We start from the raw sequence: 24,482 nt of genomic DNA, 5'->3' as shown, positions 1-24,482 counted from the left end.
GAAAGCTGATTTATACGAGATTTTGCCACGACTCACGAGAAATATACGAAAAAACTGGCTTTCTGAGGTATTGTTTTTTTGCGATGACCTACTTAATGAAAAATGACTAATGACTGCTGAGTCATGAGACTTAAATTCCATACATTCGCTCTCCTATCTTGAGATGGCTTTGCGTTGCATATGCGGTTTCCTATCGCTCAAAATTTTATGCACTAAGCCTCCTGGCTACTGACTACTGACTGCTGACTAATTCAATTATTGATAAATTCACCTTCACAGATAATCGAGTCTCTGTTCTCCAAATCTTCTTGATTCCAGACCGCGTTTAATGCTGCGGAACTTAAGGAAGTTGACATCGTATTTAATGTTGTGTTGTAGTATTCTACAGCATTATTAAGTTCCACCTGCGGCGCTTCTTTGAAGTACGAATTAATATCAGGCGTACAACGCTGGGCTTGGTAGTATACATAAGCTTCAGCATTAATGCACATTACCAAGTAAAAATCCTTATTTGCTGCCGTCACATCTCCGAGTTTATAGAGCGCTAAACCCCGGTTGAGATAAGCTTTAACATAGTTCGGATCGAGTTCCACTGCTTTGTCAAAGTCTTCAATTGCAAGCTGCATTTGTTTTAATTTATAGCGAACGCAACCTCTGTTATAATACGCATAAACATTTTGTGGATCGATGCCCAGTGCAGTGTTGTAATCGGCGATCGCCTGCGTGTTGTCTCCTAATTGGTGATAACAGAGACCGCGATTTATGTAAGCTTTGATATATTTAGGATTCAACCGCAGCGTTTCGTTAAAGTTCTCCGTTGCCGCCTCTTTTTCTCCCAAAAGGTAGTAAGCGCGCCCCCGGTTGTAATAGGTTTTATAATTGTGGGAATTGATAGAGAGAGCTCGATTGTAGTCTTCTATTGCTTCTTCGTAATGTCCTAAATTAGCAAGTACGAGTCCTCGGTTGTTGTAGATAGCGTGGTTTCCAGGCTTACTTGCTAAAGCACAGTTGAGATCGTCAATGGCTTTTTCGTGTTCTCCGAGATGGCGCCAAGCATTGCCTCGATTCAGGTAAGCCTCGAACAAATTAGGATTGATATCTAGCGCTTGGCTGAGGTCTGCGATCGCTTTCTGGTAGTCTTTCATGTAATAGTAGACTAAGCCGCGATTGTTATAGGCTTTGGCATCGGCAGGGTTGAGTTGCAGGATGCGATCGAAATCGTCGATCGCCGCTTCATAGTTTCCTTTCTTGGCGCTGTGCAAACCGCGCTTGTAAAATTGTTTGAGGTTCATAGGTCAACTTTCAGGAGTGCTTGATTCTGGGGGTTGATTCCTTTGCTGCCAGTTTTGAGTTGAACAACGGTTAAACTTCTCTTTTTGTGCCACCCGTTATTAGATTACCCTCAAATTGATTGTAGGCTATCTACCGGAAACAGGATTTTAGGTTCATTTTAACAGCAGTTAAATCCTGTGGAAAGAGTCTGCACCTCGGCTGGATTTACTTCGTCAGTTCCATTGTTTAGGCGATCGGCTCGATCTTAAAAGCCTAGTTTTAGTTGGTGTTCTGTGTCTCTTGATGCGGCTGCGATCGGCTCGCTCGCCAAATTAAGTTTGAGACAGCTACTCAGTATAAATTGTTGCACCTACTCCCACGGAGTAAACTTTATATTTTTTTGAGAAACTTCGTCTCAGTATTTGCAGCAGCACGTCTCTACAAAATTTTGTTGCCTAATTACGAATTACCGATTGATTTCCTCTTCCACATAAACAGTCAATTTCTCCAAATCTGGAAGTTCGATCAATTCTTGTTCTTTTTCCTTAACCGACACGGGCATCATCACAGGTTTACGGTGTTCGATCCAGCAACTCGCCAGCGGTAAAGTTTGTTCCAAATCTTCCAAAGGCCTCGGAATTACCATCACCGCGTTCAACTCGCCAATTCGCTCAGCTTCGTACATCCCGGCTTCTACGGCTACTGCTACATCTGCAACTGCACCGCGAATAATTGCCGTGCACAAACCGGCGCCGATTTTCTCGTAAGCTGCCAAGTGTACGTCTGCGGATTTGAGCATAGCATCGCAAGCGCCGACCATTGCCGGAAATCCCCGGGTTTCGAGCAAACCGATCGCCTGATTGCTAAGCCGAGAATAATTGCCGCTTTCCGAAAGCTCAGTCAGGCGAAAGCCGATCGGCAAAACCACTTCCAAATTAGCCAAAGGCCTAGGAATCACCAACTTAGAAACAAACTGCCCGAACTGTTCGGCTGTTTGAGCTCCAGCTTCCACAGCCAAACGCACATCCGAAATTCTGCCGCGGACGATCGCCGTACAGTGACCAGAACCAATTTTTTCGTATCCTACTAAAATCACTCCTGCCGACTTCAGCATCATGTCAGCAGTCCCCACGATTGCCGGAAAACTCTTGGTGGATACCAAACCCAAAGCAGTGTCTTTGAAGTATTCCTGGCGCTGCGATCGCTCTTCGTGACTGTTACGATCTGTTTGTCCGTCCATCTTCTATTACCTTTAGAAACTTCCCAAAATAAAAATTTGTTGATAGTTTATAGTTTCTCAGATGAGAAGACCGACTGCACGAGCTACAAGACACAGATTGCTGCGGCAAGGCCTGACAAATTGCTGAGCTACCAATAATATGAGATTACCTATTTATATTTGATCTTTCTGCCTTCAGCATAGCTGCCTTTTGCCGAAATGACGGCTACCCGGAACCGCCCGATAGAGTTTGACCGTTTTCGTCCGATCGATTAAAAGCTTGCCGGTGCGGAAACAGCGTCCCCAACAGCCGATTGATGTGAGCTTGACCGTACAGAATAGTTGGCGTCTCCCCTGGTTGCGGAGGCTCTGCGGCGGTGGATTCCGGCGGCTCTGTGGCAGTCTCCGGCGCAGTTTGAGGCGGTGTTTGGGGGGGTTGTGGGGGCTCGATCGGCTCGATCGGTCGATCGACTGGTGGCGTAGTGGCTTCGGGGGTTTCTGGTGATGTTGGCGCTGCTGCGGTTGCTTCTGCGGCCGCTTGGCGGCTGGTATCTCCGATTAGAGAACCTGCTGGTATAATTTGCATTTGGTCGATACAAGGATCGATCAGTGTCGTCCCCGCCCCAATACAGGCATTTGCCCCGATCGTTCCCGCACCTACCACTAGCACCCCTGCACCCAGAATAACGCCCGCCTCGATTTGCAGATTACCTTCACGGGCGTGAAGGATAACTCCCATACCGATACAGGCACCGGCGGCGATCGAGATCCGGCTGCCCAAATCTGCTTGCAGGATTGCTCCAGGGGCGATCGCCGCACCCTCATTCACAACTACATCGCCACTCATCAAAATCTGAGAGTTGCTACTTAATTGCAGTGGCGATAAATACATTCGACTTCACCATGAAAGGAGCTATTTTTTTCGATAAAAGGACTTTAAATTATGGGTTTTTTCGACTGATAAATTTAACCATGTCAATCTAAGAAACGATAATTTACTAATACTGAGAAGCTTGATGCTTTAACGTTTTATAGAAACTTTCAGAAGATTCTAGATTTTGACCAACATTTCTCAATCGAGCTTTATAACTATCTCAAATCCAACTTCCATCCGCTGGGGTTTCTCCCGTTGGCCCCTGTGCGAGGGCTTAACGGGAGAAACAGGCTAATTACCAGGCAAATTAAGGTCGTTGGATAATTTCTTCGAGTACCCGGCGCTTAGCCTTGGAGTCGATGCCAAGCAAGCGGACGTACTCGCCGCTGTGTTCTTTGAGACAGCTTTCGAGGGCGGAAATCACTTCGGATTCGCGGTTGGATGCGATCGGCGCGCAACTGCTCCAAGAACCGGTGCGGAAACGGCGCGCGTCGGCGTGTTCCGAGCCAATTTTGTAGCCTTGGGAAAGCAGGTTGCGGATTTGGTCGATCGTCTTGCCGGTCAAACTTCCGCTGCTGGGCGCCGAACCAGTTGAAGCTGCTTTGTATCCCGATGTTGCTGCCTGCTTAGATGTTGCTGCCGGCTTAGCCGATTGACCAACCGGGCCGTCGGGACGCTGAATAATTTCTTCAACTATGCGCCGCTTAGCTTTCGGGTCAATCCCGATCAAGCGCACGTACTCGCCCGGGTACTCGTTCATCACAGCTTCCAAAGCGGCGATCGCCTCAGATTCGTTTCTGACTTGCAGCGAAGCCCCGCTTTGCCAAGAACTGGTGCGGAAGCGGCGCGCGTCGGCGTGTTCCGTCCCCACCTTGTAGCCTTGAGCTAGCAAGCCGCGAACCTGAGCCACTGTTTCGGCACTCAATTTTCCGCTTGACACGGAACCGCTATTGTGGTGTGAAGCTTGTTGTGCAACTTTACCGTTAGATTGGTGAGTTTTCGCACCGTTAGAACCGTTAGAGCCGTTGTCTCCCGGTCTTTGGACGATTTCTTCTAGTACGCGGCGCTTGGCTTTGGTGTCAATCCCGATCAAGCGGACGTATTCTCCTTGGTGCTCAGCCATGCAAGCTGACAGAGCCGCGATTACTTCAGAGTCGCGCTTTGAGGAAATCGGGCCGCAAGTGCGCCAAGAACCGGTCCGGAAGTGTCGCACGTCGGCGTGTTCGGCTCCCACGCTGTATCCTTGAGCTAGTAAATTGCGGATGCTATCGGCTAGAGAAGAACTCAATTGGGTGCCGGCATGGGTAGAATATTTGGTTTGAGTCATATTTGGGTTTTTAGTTTGTTCGTTGCGAATTGGTGCTAGACAGGCGATGTTCTCAGCGCAGCGATAACCCGTTCTCAGAGCGTCATTGATGCCGATGACATGGGTCGCAAATTGAACGTCAGAATCTAGAACGTCAGGCAAGCGATCGGCTTGCTTCTGATTAGTGATGATGGCTCCCGAAGGTACGTACTTACCGGGGGGAATCTCCACATCTTTAATTAGTACGTGCATCATGACAATGCAGCCGTTGCCCACTCTGGCATTGAACACCGTAGAGCGAAAGCCGATAAAGCACTCGTCGCCCACGTAGGCAGGGCCGTGAATTAAACTCATGTGGGTGAGGGAAGTATTTTTCCCCACCCACACAGAATAGGATTTATCGTCGTCTCCTGTGACTCGGCCTTGTTCTAGGCCGTGAATCACTACTCCGTCTTGAATGTTGCTTCCTTCTCCAATATAAAAAGGAGTGCCTTCATCGGCGCGGATAGATGTCCCGGGGGCAATCATCACATTAGAACCGATATGCACATCCCCAATAATGTTAGAAAAGGAATGTACGAAGGCGGTGTCGTGAATTTTAGGCTCAGCCAAGTTTTTCGACCAAGGCGTCGGGGGAGCCGCAACGTTGCGGACTGCCATAAATTAAGTTCTCCTAAGCTGAAAAATCTTTTTGTTAGTTGTTAGTTGTTAGTTGTTAGTTGTTAGTTGTTAGTTGTTAGTTATTCTTCCACTAACTGCTAACTGCTAACGGTTGCAACTAGCGGTACGGGTCGTCTTTTTTACTGTAAATGAGGCGATTTTCTACATTGACAGTATCTATAATGCCTACTACCAGAGCATCGATCGGACGGTTTTCGCTCCCGGGCGCGATCCGGGCTGCGCTGCCTCGGGTCACTAAAACCCATTCATCGATACCAGCGCCCACACAGTCAGCGGCTACCTCATATCCGGGAACTGGGGAACCTTCCTCATCGATGAATTGCAGCAGTAGAAATTTCGATCCTCTCAGTGTCGGCTCTTTTTGGGTACTGACAACTGTGCCGAGAACTTTGGCCATTTGCATTTTAGGTAATAGGTAATAGGTAATTGGTAACTGTCATTTTTACACTGTCACTTGTCTTTTTTTAATTAGCTTTACTCAGTCCGCTGTCCGCCGTTTAGAGTTCTTCGTCTAGTAACTAATGAATGACTAATGACTAATGACTAATAACCAATATCCCATGCCCTCCTCAATTAAAAATTAAAAATGCTAAATCAAAAACATCGCGATTTTTAATTTTTAATTTTTAATTACCTAATGCCCCTTTGCCGATCGCCTATCTTACGATCTGTTGAGAGGGCGAATGCCGCTTACGCCTTCGCGGAACTGTTCTACAGCTTCGGTGTAGCGAATCGGCAGCACGTACTCCAAGTTTTCGTGAGGGCGGGCGATAATGTGGGTGGACATCACTTGTCCGCCGTTAACCCGCTTCACTGACTCTACTCCAGCGGCGACCGAAGCTTGCACTTCCGAGACATCTCCTCTGACAATGACTGTAACGCGAGCGCTACCAATTTTTTCGTAGCCTACCAAGGTGACGCGGGCTGCTTTGACCATCGCGTCAGCAGCTTCTACAACTGCGGGGAAGCCTAAGGTTTCGATCATGCCAACTGCAATTGCCATTGGTTTTACTCCTGATTGAATATTTGGGGAACTAAACAGTTAATTTTTGACGATCGCACTAATTTTCGTCAAACGAAATTTCTGTGCGCAAAGAACTTAGTAGCCTCGGAACTGTTCTACTGCTTCTGTATACCGAATCGGCAGAACGTATTCTAGGTTTTCGTGGGGGCGAGCGATAATGTGGGTAGAGACGACTTCTCCGCCGTTCACCCGCTTGACGGATTCCACTCCAGCGGCCACTGAGGCTTGGACTTCCGACACGTTGCCGCGCACAATTACGGTGACGCGGGCGCTGCCGATTTTTTCATAGCCCACGAGGGTAACGCGGGCAGCTTTGACCATAGCATCGGCAGCTTCCACAACAGCGGGAAAACCTTTTGTCTCAATCATTCCCACGGCAATTGACATTTTTGAATCTCCTAGAGGATTAGTGAAATTACCGTTACAAATCTTTGAGAAATCTAAAAATTTGGACGGGGAGGCCCACATTATTTAGTAATGCAGTGTAAAGCTTCCTATTCTTTAAGAATAGGGGAAGCTGTCCACCTTGACAATATAAACTAACATCATAATGTTTAATAACAAAAATTAAAATTTTTTATGTTACTTCAAATAATTTAATATTTATTTAATAAAGTTAATATAAAAACGAGTAGATGCCGACAGGGATCGGGGATTAGAGTAAGTAACAATACTTATCAAGTAGAGTTCGGTATGTGAAGCCGGAGCTGAGCATTGCCGGGAAACTTGGGGATTTCAAAAAGGGGGATCGCGGGGAAATCGGCAAAAAAAGCAGTCTTGGCCGATCGGCAGGCATTTTTTTCTTTGAGTGCCGAGCCTGCTCAGTCGGTAATTTTGTATTGAGATAATTATCTGTTTTGATGCTTTAATGTATAGTTAATCTTGTTGAGTGCAAATTATTTTGCCAGAACTATACGATCGGCTTTAGTTAAAGTTTTAGGGTATCGCACGATCGCCCGCGACTGTTTTTGTATAAACGCAGCCGGTAATTTGAAGTTTAAGGGATAGATTAAATGACTCAATTTCTCCTCCAAGCCTGTTGGTGGGTACCTTTATATGGCTTAATAGGCGCAATTTTAACTTTGCCGTGGTCTACGGGAACCGTTCGCCGAACAGGCCCGAGACCGGCAGCTTACTTCAATTTGCTGATGACGGTGTTGGCTTTCATACACGGGTCAGTTATTTTTACAGCGACTTGGGATCGACCGCCCCAACAGTTGCTAGTGCACTGGGTGCAAGCAGCAGATTTAGATTTGTCTTTTGCAATAGAAATCTCCACGGTCAGCGTGGGAGCAATGGAGTTAGTTAGTGTTCTGAGTTTGCTAGCACAAATTTACGCTCTAGGCTACATGGAAAAAGACTGGGCGCTAGCTCGATTTTTTGGGCTGATGGGTTTTTTTGAAGCGGCAATTAGCGGCATTGCCATTAGCGACTCGCTGCTTATAACTTACGCTTTGTTGGAAGTGCTGACGCTTTCAACTTACTTGCTAGTCGGGTTTTGGTACGCTCAACCGCTGGTAGTAACAGCCGCTAGAGATGCGTTTTTGACAAAGCGTGTAGGAGACGTGCCGCTGCTGATGGGAGTAGTGACGCTTTCAACTTTAGCGGGAAGTTTGAATTTTTCCGATTTGGAAAAATGGGCGGAAACTGCAACTTTGTCTCCCGTAGTGGCGACTCTTTTAGGTTTGGCTTTAATCTCCGCACCTACGGCCAAGTGCGCTCAATTTCCCTTCCATTTGTGGCTCGACGAGGCGATGGAAGGGCCCAACCCGGCTTCGATTATGCGGAATACGGTAGTTGTGGGCGCTGGGGCCTATGTTTTGATTAAACTTCAGCCTGTTTTAGCGCTGTCGCCGATCGTAGAGGGGGTGCTGGTGGTTTTGGGCGCGGTGACTGCGGTTGGCGCTTCCTTGGTGGCGATCGCCCAAATCGACATCAAAAGAGCACTATCGCATTCTACCAGCGCTTCTTTGGGTTTGGTGTTTATCGCCGTGGGGCTAAATCAAGTTGACATTGCTTTGCTGTTGCTGTTCGCGCACTCGATCGCCAAGGGTTTATTATTCATGAGCGTAGGGTCAATTATTACCACAACTAACACTCAAGATTTAACAGAAATGGGTGGGTTGTGGTCGAAGATGCCTGCCACGACTACGGCTTATTTAGTAGGCGCTGCGGGGATGGTAGCGCTGTTGCCTCTGGGCAATTTTTGGGCGATGCGCCGCTGGCTCAACGGTTTTTGGACGGTGCCTTTGTGGCTAGTAATTGTGTTGCTTTTGGTTAATGGTTTGACGGCGCTAAATTTAACTCGCATTTTCGGTTTAGTGTTTGTCGGAAAACCGCAGCCGAAAACTCGCAGAGCTCCAGAAGTTGGTTGGCCTATGGCTTTGCCAATGGTAATTTTGACGGTGATGGGACTGTTAGTGCCTTGGATGTTGCAGAAGTGGCAACTATTAATTAGTTGGAGCGGGCCTTGGTCGGAAACGGGAGATTTTGATGCTTTAAATTTGCTTTTGAAGACGCTGGATACGCCGCTGTTGATGTTATCTGGGTTGATTGGCTGTGCGGTTGGGGTGGCGATTTATTGGTACGGGGTGTTACCTCGACCGGTACGGCTACCTGTTCCGGTTTTGCAGGATTTGTTTGCTTACGATTTTTATATCGATCGAGTTTACCGCTTGACTGTCGTTTGGGCTGTGGCTTCTATTTCTAAAATCAGTGCTTGGACTGACAGGTATTTGGTGGACGGGGCGGTGAATTTGTTCGGTTTGGCGACAATTTTCAGCGGCGAAGGGTTGAAGTACAGCGGCACCGGTCAGTCGCAGTTTTATGTGTTGACTATTGCGTCGGGGGTTGCTGTGTTGCTGGGGTTGATTATTTGGCAGTTTTAAACTGTAGAGGTCGGCAGATGATTTTCTTCTGGGTTTGTCTGCTTTCGATCTAATTTTATGCAACTTTAAACCGCAGATGAGGGCAGATGAACGCAGATGATTTTCTTCTGGGTTTGTCTGCTTTTTTATCTAATTTTACTTAAACTTGATCGACCACAATTCGGCAACCGGAACTTCCCAACCGGGCAAAATATCGGGAATTCCAATCGTGTCGCCATCTCTCAATACAACTGGCTCGGCTTTCGTAGTGTAAATTGTTACTTGGCGCTTGTCCGGGTCGATTAATATTCCGACTTTGGCTCCGCTTTCGATGAATGATAGAATTTTTTATCGCAGGAGTTTGAGGCGATCGGACTGAGATTTGATTTCTACAACTAAGTCGGGAACGAGTTCGGCAAAATACCTTTTACTTTGTTTGAGGCCATAGGCAGCCACAAATGAAACATCGGCAACTCTCTGATCGGAATTGGGGAGGATAAACCCGCCGCTAGACTCAAACACTCGTCCGAGTTTGCGGGGTTTAACCCAGTTGCCCAAAAGTCTGACTAACTCTGCCCCTATTTCGCTCGATACAATGTCTGATGGGCCCATAATGATAATCTTTCCGTCTACGAGCATTGGTGACAAGTTAAGACTTAATTGCATTTGTCAATCAGTAATATTACTCAAAAAAACTGCTTTTTTAGGAGTGGAAAATTCACGATTTGAGAGAGAGTAGGTATAAATATCACCCTCGGCACGATCGCACGATCGCCCAAATCTCAGTTTTATGCCCAAAATCCGAGTAAAGGTTGAGCATAATTGCTGATTGACAAATGCTTTCTTAGTTTAACTTGTTACCAATGGTCTACGAGTTCTAATTGGTAGTCTAGATGTGCTTCGCAGAGTATACTTTCCAGTTGTTCCAAGTCGGCAACTGTTAAGGGGGTGGAAGGATACTCGGATTTAATTTGCAAATCTTCCCGATCTGTGAGACTTTCTGTAAGAGTTGAGGTCATGGGACGGTTCCAAATACATCTGAAGCTATGTTAAGAAAAAAAATAGCCGATCGCTTTTATATTTAGTTGCTTTGCGTTAATGTTAAATATAGTTTAAAAATCTGTAGTAAAGGAAAGTTTTAATTGATGCTCAGTGCTTTAATCTGGATACCAATGTTGGCTGCCACCGTGATTGGGTTGTGGCCCGGTTCAGTGAGTTCTAAAATAGTTCGGAATGCCGCGATCGCCATTGCGGGCATAACTTTGATTCTCTCGGTGATTTTGGCAGTTCAGTTTGATCCCAGTACGAGTCAGTTGCAGTTTTCGGAATTTATTCCTTGGATAGATGCTTTGGGATTGAATTACAATCTCGGCGTTGATGGTTTGTCTCTGCCTTTGGTAATTTTAAATACTCTGCTGACAGGGGTGGCAATTTACGCTACGGATGAGTCGATCCGCAGACCTAGATTTTATTATTCTTTGATTCTGTTAATTACCGGCGGCGTAACGGGGGCTTTTTTATCTCAAAATTTGCTGCTATTTTTCCTGTTTTTTGAGATAGAATTGATTCCGCTTTACTTGTTAATTGCGATTTGGGGAGGCGAGCGCCGGGGTTATGCTGCTACTAAGTTTTTAATCTATACTGCTTTTTCGGGCATTGTACTGCTGGCTGCTTTCTTGGGAACTGTTTGGCTGAGCGGTGCTTCTAGTTTCGATTTGGTTGGTGGAGCGGGCGCATTGCATTTGCAAGGAGGATTGCCTTTACCTTTGGTAAGGCAAATTATTTTACTGGCTGGGGTGTTGCTGGCTTTTGGGATTAAGATGCCTTTGGTGCCTTTTCATACTTGGCTGCCGGATGCTCACGTAGAAGCTTCGACGCCGGTTTCGGTGCTGCTGGCGGGGGTGCTTTTGAAGCTGGGAACTTACGGGATGCTGCGCTTTGGTTTGGGTTTGTTTCCCGATGCGTGGGCGGTGGCGGCGCCTTGGTTGGCGAGTTGGGCTGTGGTAAGCGTGCTTTACGGGGCGAGTTGCGCGATCGCCCAAAAAGATATGAAAAAAATTGTAGCTTACAGTTCGATCGCTCACATGGGCTACATTTTGTTAGCTAGCGCCGCAGCTACGCCGATTAGTATGTTGGGAACTGTGTTGCAAATGGTTAGCCACGGTTTAATTTCGGCGCTGCTATTTTTGAGTGTCGGCGTTGTTTACAAAAAATCCGGCACTCGCAACATCGATGTGCTCAAAGGTTTGTTCAATCCCGATCGCGGTTTGCCGATGATTGGCAGTTTAATGATCCTCGGTGTGATGGCAAGTGCGGGGATTCCGGGTTTGGCTGGATTTATTGCTGAATTTTTGATATTTCGGGGCAGTTTGCCAGTGTTTCCCGTGCAAACTTTCCTCTGCATGATCGGCACTGGTTTAACTTCAGTTTACTTTTTAATTATGGTCAACCGCGCCTTTTTCGGCCGCCTTTCGGATTTGGTGGTAAATTTGCCACAAGTCCGCTGGAACGATCGCATTCCTTCGCTGGTTTTAGCAATAATTATTGCAATCATGGGAGTGCAGCCGGGAGTTTTAGTTGCTTTGAGCGAGAAAACTGCGATCGCAATGGCAGCTCCAGGGCCCGCGCAAGTTAAAGTTTCTCAAAACTTGGACTGATAGGATGTCCGGTCGATCGACCGCACTCCAATTCGTTTGTAGTGAGTATGACAGTCCTCAGAATTGTATGATGACTTGCATTCCTCACTACAAACAAACGCACCCCGCAGAAACCTAAAAAACCCGCTTTTTTCGATATAGAGTGCCTCCAGGATATTAGGTATTTTTATATCAAAACAAAGTAAATTTTTGTGTTTTTAGGTAGCCAACATTGCCAAAAATGATATAATACCAGAACTATAAGCAGTAAGAAAATAGTTATTAAATTCAGGCTGAATCCAGATGAAAAGTACCGTATTAAAACCCTCTGTCCATCCCCTAGCCGCATACATTGATGTCTTAGAATCAGGCAAAGCTTTGCTGCCTGAATCGGTGGAAAATGTAGTAGAAGTTGTCGGGGTTCTGAAAAGTTATGGTATTGTTTTAGATGCCTATTCTCGCAATCTCAATTATATTGCTGAAGAACAGTTTTTAGTGCTTTTCCCGTTTTTTAAATATTTCAATGGGGAAGTCACTCTGCCAAAGTTAATACGCTATTTGTGGCACGATCGCATTAATTTTGAGTATGCGGAGTATTGCATGAGAACAATGCTTTGGCACGGCGGCGGGGGTTTGGACAGTTATTTGGATTCCCCGGAATTTAGCAGTTTGGCCGAAAAGGCGATCGCAGCTAAATTAAAAGGCAATTTTTTCATGCAGGGACTTCACAAAGCATTTCCCGATTTTTTGCCGGAACAAGTGCGGATGCTGGCTTACTACACCGGTCTCGGTCAGTTTTGGCGGGTAATGAGCGATTTGTTTATGGACTTATCTGATTCCTACGATCGAGGGGAAACTAAGTCTATTTCTGATGTAGTTGATTTTGTCAAAGCCGGTTTAGTGGCCGCGGCCAGCCTACCGATTACCTACAGCGTCAAGATTGGCCCTCAAGTCTACGATATACTGCCAGCGACGGCTAATTTGACATTTTTACCAGATGTAGCCGTTCCTTATGTAGAGGCTGTTTTCTTTCGGGGCACTGCGTTTTTTGGCACAGTTTCATACAATGCTCAAGCGCATCAAATCCCGGAAGAACAAAGAGAATTTGCCTACGGGGCTTTGTTTGCTGACCCTTTACCGATTGGAGGTGCAGGGATTCCGCCAACTCAATTAATGCAAGATATGCGGCATTATTTGCCGGAGTATTTGCACGAAGTTTATCGCACGAGTTGTCGGGGTGAAGACGATGTGCGGGTGCAAATTTGTCAGAGTTTTCAAAAGTCGATGTTTTGCGTGACGACGGCGACTATTTTGGGTTTAGCACCTCATCCCATGAATACATCAGATCCAGAGGAAAGAAAGGCTAATCGGGCTTATTTGGAAGGTTGGATGGATCGATTTGGGAATTCTCGCTTGGATTGGGCAAATCAGCCCACTAATAGGGCCTGTCAGTTGTTCCCAGAACGGTAGAATTACGACTGTTTTTTAGAGCGAAAAGTCTCTAGGAGTTGCAACAATATTATCGGCTTTGGCAATTGCTTTCCTTTGAATCGCGAAAGCTCATCCTGGCGATCGCAATGAGATCACCTCCAGTAAAATAGCCGTTATAAGGCAAGTAGTGAAAGCTTCTGTCCTCGGATTTTAATGAGGACTTCAGTCCTCGCTACAAACCAATTTTATAGTGGTCGTTTGAGCCGACATACTATGACAGGGTAAACTGTTTGTTTTCGGGTCATTGCGATTGCTTTCATAAGAGATAGAGCCGCTAAGGCTTAGGCTTGCAATCACAGCATAAAGCACTTGTTATTTCCGAACTATTTACATTCGGACTAGAAGACTCAGGCCGTGAGAGTCGGTTCCGCAAGTTCCCAGCAAGCCGTGAGTTTCTGCTAAATCTTTGACTAAAGCTGTTTGTTTGGGACTCGGTTTCCAAGGATTTGGATTACCGTAGGCATAGTAGGTTTCTACACCGTCAATTCCTAAACGAGCGGCTTCTGGGATGAGTTTATCTGCGGTCGATCGATAACGGCAAGGATGTGCTAGAACTGCTAAACCTCCTGCTTCTTGAATACCTTCAATTACCCTGGCTGCTGGATAATTAGCGCTGCCTTCAGTACCTTTACCTCGCAAGTAAGGTTGGAGACTGGGATGTTGCGGATCGAAGGCGTAAGCGAGAATGTGTACGTCGTTGTTGAGCAATTCGGCATTAATTTCAGCACCCGTCCATAGAGTTGGTGCTGCGATGTTGTTCTTGGGATGGTCTAATTTCCAATTATCCAACCAAATTTGAGCTTGAGCGTAGCCTTTGGTGCTGTGGTGGTCGGTAATAGCTAAGCCTTTGAGACCGATCGCGATCGCTTGTTCCATCACTTTTTCTGACTGCGATCGCCCGTCAGAGTTAATTGTGTGCAGGTGGAAGTTGTATGAACCGGGACAGCTATCGGCATCAATTGTCTGCAAGACTTGTTTGAGTGCTGAGATATTTTGGGCTTCAGGTTTGAGACTAGAATCGTGGTAGGGAGCGAGATTGACAGTCATAAGCGTTATTATAAAAAAAACTAGCTTTGTTTAATATATCGAATAAATTTATATGTTGCACCGATCGCGATAGTTACAATAGCGATTTACCGTGGTGCGGGGGCGGGTTTATGAGATTATTGATTTTAGGCAATTACGATCGGTAAAACCCGCCCCTTGTATCTTAAAAGAGTCAGGCGCTCAAACCGTAGATCGCAGGCTATAGAACCGCAGACACGGTTGTAATCGAATCGCAGACACGGTTGTAATTGAATCGTAACACGAGTAAAGATAAAGAAACCATTAAAGTTTCTTCCTTAAGGTACACATGACAGTAAAAAGTGTTGTGATCGGACATCAGAAATTGGTGAAGTTGGCCCGCCCCTTAGACACTCACAAGTCTGTTGCGTAGATAAGCTCCCATGACTGATGACAGGCGCATATAAAAAGCTGGACAGTATCTTAGGCGCTCGTTTTCACGGGACAGCCTGCATTTATAAGGTTAGTTAAATTGCCTGTCATGTTCTTTCATAGAAACAGGGAGCTTGGAGCAAACAATGACACCGACATTTTTAGGCATAGATATCAGTAAAAAAGACTTTCATGTTTTTTTACTGAAAGAAGAACGTGGCTCAAAACCCAAAAATTTCACGAATAATACCGAAGGGTTTGAGAGCTTAAATCAGTGGCTCAAAAAACAAGGTGTTGAAGAACTTCATGCTTGTATGGAAGCCACGAGCATTTATGGAGATGCCCTAGCTGAATTTCTGTATGAAGCAGGCTACCAGGTGAGTGTGGTTAATCCGGCTCGGATTAAAGGGTTTGCTAAAAGCGAACTTTTGCGTACTAAAACCGACTCTGTAGATGCAGCATTAATTGCTCGTTTTTGTGCAGCGATTAAACCGTCATTCTGGAAGCCAACCCCGTTTGAAGTCAAGGAATTACAAGCTTTACTGCGACGACTAGAATCTTTGACCCAAATGTATCAACAGGAAGAGAATCGTTTAGAAACAGCTACAGTTTCCGTAGCTAAACTTACCAGAGCTCATTTGGAATACATCAAAGAACAACAAGCAGAAATCAAAAAAATGATTAGCGATCATTTTGACCAACATCCCCATTTAAAACAGCAGCGCGAGCTATTGACTTCGATTCCAGGAATTGGAGAACAAACTGCCGCTGTATTGTTAGCTGAAGTTGGTCGTATTGAAGATTACAAAAATGCTCGTCAACTCGCAGCTTATGCAGGTTTGACTCCGTGTGAGCGTAGTTCAGGAACTTCTGTGCATGGCAAAACTCGTTTGTCTTGTACGGGAAATGTCCGATTGCGAAAGGCATTGTATATGCCTGCGGTGGTGGCGATGCGTTGTAATCCTTTGCTCAAAGCCATGACTGAGCGATTATTGGGTCGTGGAAAGGTCAAAATGCAGGTGATTGGTGCAATGATATCGGAAGTTGGTGCATTTGGCTTTTGGTATTTTAAAGTCCCAAAAGCCTTTCGATCCAACTTATTTGCTCGCTACCCCTTGACAGATCAAGACAGTATCTACAGGTTTGTTAAGAATGGCACAAGATATTAATTCAATCGCATTTTAAACCGGCTGCTGCTGCTGTGGGAAATTCGATCGGCACAAAGGTAAGGCCCAATTGTTCTCTAGAACACGGTACAATATGCGCCAATAATCCTTTAGGAGGATTTTTGCGATTGCCGGTGTTCGAGTCAAACTCAATTATACCCGTGGCTCCCTCGACTTTAAAATTTGGATCGGCCAAGGTTTTTTGCATTCCTTCGCGGCTGGGTTCTGGCTGCATTTCTATGGCTTTGATCAGCGTCCGGGCCGCATCGTAGGTTAAGGCCGATCGAGTATTCACCGGGCCTCCCCACAACTTTTCAGTATTTTGAGCAAATTTTTTGTCAAAACTGGTTAAAGGATGCCAGAACACAGATATAGCTAGTTTTTCGACAGACTTTAGCTGTTTTGCAACTTCTAAAGTTTTCCAATCGTAGAGTCCCCAAGGCCCGACAATCCAATGGCGATCCTGGTTAGCTTTAATCATTTCGATCGCATTTTGCTGGGCATTTGTGACTTGAGCGTCGGGAATGACAAGTAAGGCTGTTTTTCCGACTTTCTCAACTTCTTTTATTGCTGCTTCGGCGTTAAAATTTTTTTTAGATAAGTCGTAAAACTCTCTGTTCCTGATAGTCGTTCCTCCTTTGGCTTCAAATTGCTTTTTGAATTCTTCCCACAAAGAAGCGCTGAACGCACTGTTGGGATTGTAAAATACTGCCACTTTTTTCTCACCGACCGAGAGCAGTTGATTTACTAAAGCTTCAGCTTCGATGCTAGTTGTCGGAGCAGTCCGAAAGAAAAATTTTCGAGGTTTTCGCGTCAGTTCTTCGGTGGTACTTCCCGGAGAAAGAGCGACTAATTTATGGCGATCGTAAATATCTACTGTTGCCACAGTCATCTCGCTGGCATAGTGTCCGATGACTGCTAAAATATCTGGTTGAGCGACTAAGGAATTTACCCTTTTAATTGCCTCTGACTTGATATTTGCCTCATCAGCGACAATCACTCTGAGGCCTTTACCGTTAATCGGTTTCGGTTTGAGAAATTCTTGACCGGGAAAGTCTTGATTGCGATCGTTTGCAGCGATCAGGCCTAAATTAACTTCGGTTTGAGCTTGAGCAATGCCGCGCAGCAGTTCTTCTGCTAAATTTGCGTTAGCGATGCTACCGTCGGGATTTCTGAGGATGGGAACAACGATCGCGATCGTGTAATATTCTGCATTTATTGCCTTCAGCAGGGCATTGTTGATATAAATTAAAGTTTCTGGATCTCTGCGGTCTTCTCGCCAGGACTGTTTGAGCAATTTCAAAGCATCAGGATAATTTGAGTCTGCCAACTCACTAATTCCCCTTTGTTTTGACCAAAGGGGCGAGGTTTGAACGAGGAGTTTTTCGCCAGAACTTATACCATCTGCGGAGGGTGTAGGCAGCGTTGGTTGCGGAAAAATGCTGGGGATTAGCGGGGAAATTCTGGGGATTAAAAATGCGATCGCCAATGCAGCGCCCAGTCCCGCAACTGGGAACAACAACCAGCGAAAGTGTGGTGGCGGTGGCGGTGGCAATGCGATCGGCTGTGGCAATGCGATCGACTGTGGCAATGCGATCGACTGCGGGAATTGCAGCGAATCCAAGGCTTCCAACACCTCAGTAGCAGATTGGTAGCGCTGCTGAAAGTGGAAAGGTACCATTGTGTTTAAAATATTTCTTAGACCATCGCTAACTTGTACCGGAGGGCGATCGGGCGTCGAGTAATCCCAGATTATTTCGCAAGTTTCGGGGTCTTGTGGCAGATGGGTGGGAAGCTGCCCGGTGAGGGCTTGAATCGCGATGATTCCTACTGCATAAATATCATTGTAGGGTTGCGGGGTAGACCGCGGATTGTATTGTTCGGCTGGCATATAACCGCTGGTGCCGATCGCCTGCGATGTGAATATTTCACCTGTAGAGTTAGAGATAAAAGTGCCGATTTCTTTGACCGCCCCAAAATCAATTAAAACAATTTTTTTATCTGTTTCGCGCCGAATTAAGTTAGAAGGTGTAATATCGCGGTGAATAATATTTTCTTGGTGGACAGATTGTAATATTTCCAGAACTTCCCGCAACAAAGCAACTGTTTGTTGCTCATTCCACCGATCGCCCGGAGCGAGTTCTTGACTGAGCGGATGTCCTTGAACATATTCTTGCACTAAATAAAAATGGTCGTTGTTTTCAAAGCGAGCGAATAATTCGGGAATGCGCGAGTTTCTCCCCAGACGGCGCAAAGCGCTAGCTTCCCTTTCAAATCGCTCCCTTGCCCTCTCCAAGACGCGCGGATCGTTCGATGAGGGAAAAGGAATTTCCTTAACAACGCACAGAGGATTATTACGTTGGTTTATTTGTACAGCCGTGTAGGTTCTAGCAAACCCTCCCTGTCCTAACAAAGCGAGAATTTCGTAGCTTTCGTGCAGGATACGCCCTAAGTTGACACACATAAATTTTCCAACACCTCTTGACAGGCTGCGATCGCTGATGTTGATTATAAGCTTTTTTGTTGCCAGATACAGCTTGGCAACATATCAAATTCGTCTGTGTCTATATCAAAAACACTATAAATCTCAGCAATTCGTAACTCTACATTAGTGATGACTGATAATTAATTATCAATTATCTTTCTGCTAACTTGCTGAGTACAAAAGCAGCTAAAAACCCGCAGACAGTAATTAATCCAGCAAAATCGTGAGTTTCCTCGAATGCTTCGGGAATCATGGTATCTGAGATCATTGCTAAAATACCCCCTGCTGCTACGGCGGTAGTTGCGGCTATTACTTCCGCAGAAAAGTGGCTGAAAACCGCATATCCTAACAATGCTGCGATACCGGAAATAACTGCGATCGCGCCCCAAACTCCAAAAACGTAACCGATCGATCTCCCTGCTTTTTTCATGCCGGCGGCGCTGGAGAGTCCTTCGGGAATGTTGGAGAGGAAAATTGCCGCTACTGTCACCCAACTGACAGCGCCTCCAGAAATCATGCTGACGCCAACGACGATCGACTCCGGTATCCCGTCTAACAGCGCGCCGAGGGCGATGGCTAACCCGCCACCGCCTGACTCTGTTTTAGCTGGGTGCAAAGCGCCCGATCGCTTGCGGTGTTTTGCTCCCTGTTTATTCAAAAACCAATTGGCGGCTGTGTAGACAGCAGCGCCCCCCAAAAAGCCGATCGCCGTCGAGTCGAAACCGCCGCGCTTGTAAGCTTCATCCATCAGCTCAAAGGATAGCGCTGAAATCAGCACACCAGCGCCAAAAGCCATAATTGTTGCGATCGCCCGTTGAGGAATGCTCACAAAGTAACCCACCGCCGCTCCCAGTAGCAAGGCCGAACCCCCCACTAAACCCCAAAATCCTGCCTGCAACCACACTGGAAACATCAGCCACACCTCAAAGGGAAAAAATTTTTATGCCCGCTTGAGAATTATATAGTTTTAATTGCGGATCGACAGCGGATACAGCATTTCTCAACCGAGCGAGGTACTGCCTCTTTAGCAAGCAATTTCCAATGACTAATAACTAATGACTAATGACTGATGACTAATGACTGATGACTGATGACTAATGACTAATAAAAACAAATTCCCCGGCATCACCGGGGAAGGAAAAATATTAAAAAAAGTAATGTTGTTTTAATAAATTGAATTTGCCAAAAAGCGGCGATAAATTAGTAGCAGCCCTTGTTAATTTGAGAGCGGACGCCGGGGCGGGCATTCCTGTGCAGGTGCCGCACCCGATCGCATTTTCCAGTCTCAAGAAAACAGTTGCATTCATATTTGAGTACCAGTTAAGCTTGGCTGCTGTTGCGAGTCTGGCTAGCCAGCTCCAACAGTTGCGCCCAGCGTTTTTGGACTTGTTTTGGAGTGCATTTGAGCGCGGTGGAGATCGCCTTGTCGCTTTCTTGATTCCGCTTCATTTCTAGCAGTTGCTGCATTTCCGGCGACAGTTGAGCGCGAAATGCTTCCCATTTGTCAGAAGTCATTCCCAGCTTTTGATCGACATCAGCACCCAGCCATTCGTGCACGAGTTTCCAATTTTGAGTGCGGGCAAACTTTTCGACGTGGTACTTAAACCGCTGTTGCAAGTAGTCGCGCTGGCGGGAAGACAAACCGAGAACTTGATCGATTTCCGAAGCCGAAAGGTCTTGCAATTTTAAAGTGAGGTAGTCCACACATTCGGGCTGATTTTGGGATTCCAGATAAGCGATCAATTCCGAGACTACTCGATCGCGCAGCACAGCATCAGCCGGATCGACAGTTTCCGATACCATTTGCTCGCGCACTTGTTGCAGCGCCGGAGAGCGGCTGTACATTTCCGCATCTTCTCCCTTGCCCGACTCTACAGCCATTTCAATGTCGATCGCAGTTTCCGGAGGCTGGCCCTTGGCAAATCCTTGAGCGCGCAACACGATCAGGCGCTGGCGGTTGCGGCCGGGCAAACCGATTTGGCGCTTGGCGTAGTGTTCGGTAAAAGCCATGTACTCAGCCAATTCTAGCTGCGTGCGGGGCTGGTAGGTGAGATCGAGTTGGTGTTCCCGGCGGAAAGCTCGCAAAGATTCGATGTAAAAGCCTTGCAAAAAGTCTTCAATCATGTTGTAGCGAGCTTGGAAGTTCAAGTTCGATCTGAAGGAAGCAACATGGCGGTAAATCATGGCCGCGAGGTGAGAGTGCAGTTCGACGCGGCCTTGTTTGGAACCGAGGCGGTAGTATTGCAGAGTTTTTTGCAACCGGTGCTCGGCCAAGGTGATTTGCCAAGCTTCCACTTCGCCGGAAATTTGGATGCGATCGCTTTTTTGGCAAATCCGTTCGACTTCCTTAGCAATCCGCATCGCCACTGCTTGAGCGCTGCGGCTGGCAGTTTTCATTTCCGCTTGCAATTCTTTGAGGGCGAAGTTAGCCAAAGCGAGGATATCGATGCTGGGAACATTGATTTCGGCGGTTTGTTCGCTGGAGGCGACCGGAATGCTGTTGAGGTCAGAAGCGGTGTTGCAGTTGACGGTGTTGGTGGCAGCTTTGACAGTCATGGCGTTTATCGGGTGGTAGGGCACAGCGGGTGTGCGAGGACATTTGTCAGAGAGTGAGGCGGCAGTTGCTGGCGGTTTCGCTTGCTGTGCTGATTCAACTCTCTATACATTGAATGTTACGGAAGTAGAGATAACCGCAGTGATGCCAGTGTTCCACTCTCTCATGCAACAGTTTTTGGCTGCTGAATCTGATTCTAAGCGCTGGCTGTGGAAGATTGGTTTTATTGCCGTTAAAGCCTTACTGTACAAGCACTCTGAGCTGTTATTTTGGTGGGGCGATCGTCAGAAAGATTGATGGTGCTGCGAGGTCGCTGAGTGGACAATCTAATAACTGGCTATTTGAGGATTGGAGATTGTGGAATCGAGACTCGGCAGGGTGTAGCTAACTGCAATGTATTATGAAGCTACGCAACAGCAGTTAGGAAACCCGGTTAATCTGCAAATTTGATGTTACCTAGGTAGACGGGAATCCCTACAACGGTCTTTTTTGAATGAACCGCTTTTGACATGAAAAGGACGCCAGCGAAGAGAAGAGAAGAAAAGTAGTAGTGTAGGGTGCCCGCAGAGAGCTTTGTTTGCAAACAATTCACCCGGATTCTCTCTCTAATACCAAAGTCACCGGCCCATCATTCTCTATCGAGACTTGCATCATCGCTCCAAACAAGCCTGTTTCGACTTTTAAGCCGCTATGGCGCAACTTTTCTACAAATTTATCATAAAAAATTTCGGCTCGTTCCGGAGCCGCTGCTCGGTCAAACGAAGGCCGCCGACCTTTGCGGCAGTCGCCGTAGAGCGTAAACTGACTCACAACCAGCAACTCACCGCCGATGTCTTGTACGGACTTGTCCCAGCGGCCGGTATCCCTAGCCGAGTCGGGAAACAAACGCAATTCTAGGCATTTGCGAGCCATCCAATCGAGTTCTGCTTCGGTGTCGGTATCTGCAATACCTACAAGCAAGTTAAGTCCGCAGCCAATTTTGCCGACAATTTGACCGTCAATTTCGACTTGAGATGATTTGACTCGCTGGATGATGACTCGCATGGGAAATTAGAAATGCTTAAATTTAAAACTAAAAGTCAAAAGGTAAACTTATCTTTTGAATAGGAACGATCGAAAAAAACCCGGTTTCTCGGATAAATCTCGGTTTTGACCGCGAAGTCTCGACGAAAAAACCGGGTTTCTAGCCAGCGCACGTCTGTTCTGTTTAATTTTCAACCTTTAGTTTTTCCCAAAACCTTTGCCGCGACTGGTTGAAGGCATACAAAGACAGTTTTCGAGTTGCGATCGCAAATTCTCGGTATCCAAACCCTGACCGATGAGAACAAGCTGGTTCTTCCGCTCACCTTTCCACTCGCCATCGTCCATCGAAAACCGCTTGCCGCTCAAATGGAAAATATGCCGTTTGGGACTTTCTTCAAACCACATAATCCCTTTCGCGCGAAACACGTTTGTTGGCAGTTGGTGGTCTAAGAAATATTGAAATTTCCTCAGAGAAAAGGGCTTGTCGCTCTGGAAAGAAATTGAGGTAAATCCGTCATTTTCTAAATGGTTGGAGTGGTCGTGACCGTGATGGTCATGATGGCCGTGGTCGTGATGGTCGTGATGGTCGTGATGGTCGTGATGGTCGTGGTCGTGATGGCTGTGATCGTGAGGGCCGTGGTCGTGATGGCCGTGGTCGTGATGTTCGTGACTGCTAGGAGTTTCCTCAGATTGGAAATATTTGTCAGATTCAAATAATCCTACACTGAGGACAAGCGGCAGTGGAACTTGCGATTTTACAGTTCGCAGAATTCGAGCACCTTCTTTAACATCGCGAATCTTAACTTCCAACAAATCTAAATCTGCTTCCTCAACCAAATCTGTTTTGTTGAGGATAATTATATCGCCGTAAGCTATTTGACTGTAAGCTGCTTGAGAGTTGAACAAATCTAAGCTGTAGTTGGCTGCGTCTACTACTGTAACTATCGAATCGAGACGAGTCAGATCGCGAAGTTCTGTGCCTAAAAAAGTCATCGCTACTGGCAGCGGGTCTGCGAGTCCTGTTGTTTCGACTACTAGATAATCGAGATTTTCTTGACGTTCCAGAACTTTGTAAACTGCATTAACTAAATCTTCATTAATTGTGCAGCAGATGCAGCCGTTGTTCAGCTCAACCATGTTGTCCTCGGTGGTGACAATCAGTTCGTTGTCGATGCCGATTTCGCCAAATTCATTTACCAACACTGCTGTTTTCAAACCCTGCTGGTTGGTCAGGATGTGGTTGAGCAGGGTTGTTTTGCCGCTGCCGAGAAATCCTGTAATGATGGTAACGGGTAAGCCGTGTTTGGGAGCGTCCATCGCCAGTTCTGTTTCGGACTGAGTTGTAGATTGCATAGCTTGAATGTCAAATAAGGTCTGAAACTTAAACTTGTTGTCTTATTGTATCTTATATGAATTCCGAACAGCGCGTTACCAGCGCTAATTATCGGAAGTTGTCAACAATTCGATCGCACCTGTTTAATTGGGCGATCGAATTGTTGGCAAAAGTACGTCTAGGAGTTGGTCTGCAACGTGTTTCCAGGTAAACTCACTCGCTACAAATTTGGGGCCTGCTTCCCGAGAGCGATCGCACAACTCCGGCTGTTCTATAATATTTTTCATTAAGGCGATCGAATGTTCTAAATCTGGCATCACGCGAAATATCGGCAGATCGTTAGAAGTACCTTCTTGAAACGTACTTTCGACGTGCCAAGCAAAGTCTGGAGTTGTAAAATCATCCGTCGGGCCGCCTTTAGTGCAGATAAGCGGCAAGCCGCAAGCGATTGCTTCTAGTGCTGGCAAATTGAATCCTTCTGCTAAATAAAGAGATACGTAGGCATCGGCTGCTTGATAAAGTTGAGCCATTTTTGCAAAAGGCAGTGTTTCTCCTATGTAAGCCATGCGCGGCAAAACTTTTTCTGCTTCGTCAAATGTCCGTTCGTCTATGTTTTGAGCGATCAGAGAATCCGACTCATATATTGATTCTTCTCCTTTCAATACTAATCTGGCTTCGGGATAACTTTCAACTACAACTGCGAAAGCTTTTAACAATAAATCGATGCCTTTATTGGGAGATCCTGCACCGATATTCAAAAATACAAATCCGTCCCATCCTAGCTGTTTCCGCAAAGCTTCACGTTCCGATTTTGTTAAAGGTTTGTAAATATTCGGATCGGTGCCGCAGGGTATGACAATTGTGCGATCGGGATTCGCACCGCTGCGGATAAATCCGATTTTCGACCAATGGGAAGGCGTAATAATAATTATATCGGAGTTGCTGTGGCCTTCACGGAGGGAAGCTGCGCCCGTTATTCTAAAGTTTTCGTTGTGCAGAATTCCCCATTCTGTTGTGGCAAACAAGCACGTCCTTTTGCTATTAGAAAATTATTGATTCAAAAGTTGATTTCTCTATTTTATAGCTCGTATTTTCGGGTAACATGGCATCTAGC

General features: G+C 46.3%; 20 protein-coding genes and 1 pseudogene. 5 read left to right on the top strand and 16 right to left on the bottom strand.

What is annotated here, in order from left to right; genetic code table 11:
• Positions 1-251: 251 nt before the first annotated feature.
• The 7 genes from QUA20_RS04625 to QUA20_RS04595 all read right to left on the bottom strand — a co-directional run bounded on the left by QUA20_RS04625 (position 252) and on the right by QUA20_RS04595 (position 6,763).
• Positions 252-1,292 carry a tetratricopeptide repeat protein gene (locus tag QUA20_RS04625; protein WP_172186878.1) on the bottom strand — a complete coding sequence of 347 codons (1,041 nt, stop codon included), beginning with the start codon at positions 1,290-1,292 and terminating at the stop codon, positions 252-254.
• A gap of 446 nt (positions 1,293-1,738) precedes the next feature.
• Positions 1,739-2,512 carry a BMC domain-containing protein gene (locus QUA20_RS04620; RefSeq protein ID WP_333045652.1) on the bottom strand — a complete coding sequence of 258 codons (774 nt, stop codon included), beginning with the start codon at positions 2,510-2,512 and terminating at the stop codon, positions 1,739-1,741.
• 205 nt (positions 2,513-2,717) lie between these two features.
• Positions 2,718-3,383 carry a carbon dioxide concentrating mechanism protein gene (locus tag QUA20_RS04615; protein ID WP_333185857.1) on the bottom strand — a complete coding sequence of 222 codons (666 nt, stop codon included), beginning with the start codon at positions 3,381-3,383 and terminating at the stop codon, positions 2,718-2,720.
• 289 nt (positions 3,384-3,672) lie between these two features.
• Positions 3,673-5,331, bottom strand: a complete 1,659-nt coding sequence (locus QUA20_RS04610; RefSeq protein ID WP_333185854.1) for a ribulose bisphosphate carboxylase small subunit — start codon at positions 5,329-5,331, stop codon at positions 3,673-3,675.
• Positions 5,332-5,449: 118 nt separating this feature from the next.
• Entirely contained in the window at positions 5,450-5,755 is a 306-nt protein-coding gene (locus tag QUA20_RS04605) for a EutN/CcmL family microcompartment protein (RefSeq protein ID WP_172186882.1), read from the bottom strand.
• A 258-nt stretch (positions 5,756-6,013) separates the two neighbouring features.
• The gene (locus QUA20_RS04600) at positions 6,014-6,355 is read right to left on the bottom strand and encodes a carbon dioxide-concentrating mechanism protein CcmK (protein WP_006635058.1); all 342 of its coding nucleotides are present in this window, start codon (positions 6,353-6,355) and stop codon (positions 6,014-6,016) included.
• Positions 6,356-6,451: 96 nt separating this feature from the next.
• Positions 6,452-6,763 carry a carbon dioxide-concentrating mechanism protein CcmK gene (locus tag QUA20_RS04595; RefSeq protein WP_006635059.1) on the bottom strand — a complete coding sequence of 104 codons (312 nt, stop codon included), beginning with the start codon at positions 6,761-6,763 and terminating at the stop codon, positions 6,452-6,454.
• 626 nt (positions 6,764-7,389) lie between these two features.
• Here QUA20_RS04595 and QUA20_RS04590 point away from each other — a divergent pair.
• Positions 7,390-9,264, top strand: a complete 1,875-nt coding sequence (locus QUA20_RS04590) for an NAD(P)H-quinone oxidoreductase subunit F (RefSeq protein ID WP_333185851.1) — start codon at positions 7,390-7,392, stop codon at positions 9,262-9,264.
• A 135-nt stretch (positions 9,265-9,399) separates the two neighbouring features.
• Here the strand turns inward: QUA20_RS04590 and QUA20_RS04585 are convergent.
• Both QUA20_RS04585 and QUA20_RS04580 read right to left on the bottom strand, forming a co-directional pair.
• Positions 9,400-9,882, bottom strand: a pseudogene (locus QUA20_RS04585) (Uma2 family endonuclease).
• A gap of 218 nt (positions 9,883-10,100) precedes the next feature.
• A complete protein-coding gene (locus QUA20_RS04580) occupies positions 10,101-10,262 on the bottom strand; it encodes a hypothetical protein (protein WP_333185848.1) in 162 nt (53 codons plus the stop codon).
• Between the two features lie 126 nt (positions 10,263-10,388).
• On the opposite strand from QUA20_RS04580, the gene QUA20_RS04575 reads away from it, so the two are divergent.
• Entirely contained in the window at positions 10,389-11,900 is a 1,512-nt protein-coding gene (locus QUA20_RS04575; RefSeq protein WP_333185846.1) for an NADH-quinone oxidoreductase subunit M, read from the top strand.
• A 282-nt stretch (positions 11,901-12,182) separates the two neighbouring features.
• Positions 12,183-13,349, top strand: a complete 1,167-nt coding sequence (locus tag QUA20_RS04570; RefSeq protein ID WP_333185844.1) for a CO2 hydration protein — start codon at positions 12,183-12,185, stop codon at positions 13,347-13,349.
• A gap of 348 nt (positions 13,350-13,697) precedes the next feature.
• Here the strand turns inward: QUA20_RS04570 and QUA20_RS04565 are convergent, their stop codons facing one another.
• The gene (locus QUA20_RS04565) at positions 13,698-14,417 is read right to left on the bottom strand and encodes a PHP domain-containing protein (RefSeq protein ID WP_333185843.1); all 720 of its coding nucleotides are present in this window, start codon (positions 14,415-14,417) and stop codon (positions 13,698-13,700) included.
• Positions 14,418-14,953: 536 nt separating this feature from the next.
• Between QUA20_RS04565 and QUA20_RS04560 the strand changes: the two genes are divergently transcribed.
• A complete protein-coding gene (locus QUA20_RS04560) occupies positions 14,954-15,976 on the top strand; it encodes a transposase (protein ID WP_333185840.1) in 1,023 nt (340 codons plus the stop codon).
• Between the two features lies 1 nt (position 15,977).
• On the opposite strand, the gene QUA20_RS04555 is transcribed toward QUA20_RS04560, so the two are convergent.
• The 3 genes from QUA20_RS04555 to QUA20_RS04545 all read right to left on the bottom strand — a co-directional run bounded on the left by QUA20_RS04555 (position 15,978) and on the right by QUA20_RS04545 (position 21,014).
• Positions 15,978-18,437 carry a bifunctional serine/threonine-protein kinase/ABC transporter substrate-binding protein gene (locus QUA20_RS04555; protein ID WP_333185838.1) on the bottom strand — a complete coding sequence of 820 codons (2,460 nt, stop codon included), beginning with the start codon at positions 18,435-18,437 and terminating at the stop codon, positions 15,978-15,980.
• Positions 18,438-18,609: 172 nt separating this feature from the next.
• The gene (locus QUA20_RS04550; protein WP_333185835.1) at positions 18,610-19,371 is read right to left on the bottom strand and encodes a ZIP family zinc transporter; all 762 of its coding nucleotides are present in this window, start codon (positions 19,369-19,371) and stop codon (positions 18,610-18,612) included.
• 407 nt (positions 19,372-19,778) lie between these two features.
• Positions 19,779-21,014, bottom strand: a complete 1,236-nt coding sequence (locus QUA20_RS04545; protein ID WP_333185832.1) for a HetZ-related protein — start codon at positions 21,012-21,014, stop codon at positions 19,779-19,781.
• Between the two features lie 43 nt (positions 21,015-21,057).
• Between QUA20_RS04545 and QUA20_RS04540 the strand changes: the two genes are divergently transcribed.
• Entirely contained in the window at positions 21,058-21,309 is a 252-nt protein-coding gene (locus tag QUA20_RS04540) for a hypothetical protein (RefSeq protein ID WP_333185829.1), read from the top strand.
• A 291-nt stretch (positions 21,310-21,600) separates the two neighbouring features.
• Here the strand turns inward: QUA20_RS04540 and dtd are convergent, their stop codons facing one another.
• The 3 genes from dtd to QUA20_RS04525 form a co-directional block, all read right to left on the bottom strand.
• On the bottom strand, positions 21,601-22,056 hold the full coding sequence (dtd, locus tag QUA20_RS04535) for a D-aminoacyl-tRNA deacylase (RefSeq protein ID WP_333185826.1): 456 nt from the start codon (positions 22,054-22,056) through the stop codon (positions 21,601-21,603).
• A gap of 177 nt (positions 22,057-22,233) precedes the next feature.
• On the bottom strand, positions 22,234-23,388 hold the full coding sequence (locus tag QUA20_RS04530; protein ID WP_333185823.1) for a GTP-binding protein: 1,155 nt from the start codon (positions 23,386-23,388) through the stop codon (positions 22,234-22,236).
• 123 nt (positions 23,389-23,511) lie between these two features.
• Complete coding sequence (locus QUA20_RS04525; protein ID WP_333185820.1) at positions 23,512-24,393, bottom strand: glycosyltransferase; 882 nt, start codon at positions 24,391-24,393, stop codon at positions 23,512-23,514.
• Positions 24,394-24,482: the final 89 nt, after the last annotated feature.

It is taken from the genome of Microcoleus sp. Pol7_A1 (assembly GCF_036701085.1).
GTDB lineage: Bacteria > Cyanobacteriota > Cyanobacteriia > Cyanobacteriales > Microcoleaceae > Microcoleus > Microcoleus asticus.
Note: the sequence above shows the minus strand (reverse complement) of the source record. Positions and strands in the feature narration are given on the sequence as shown.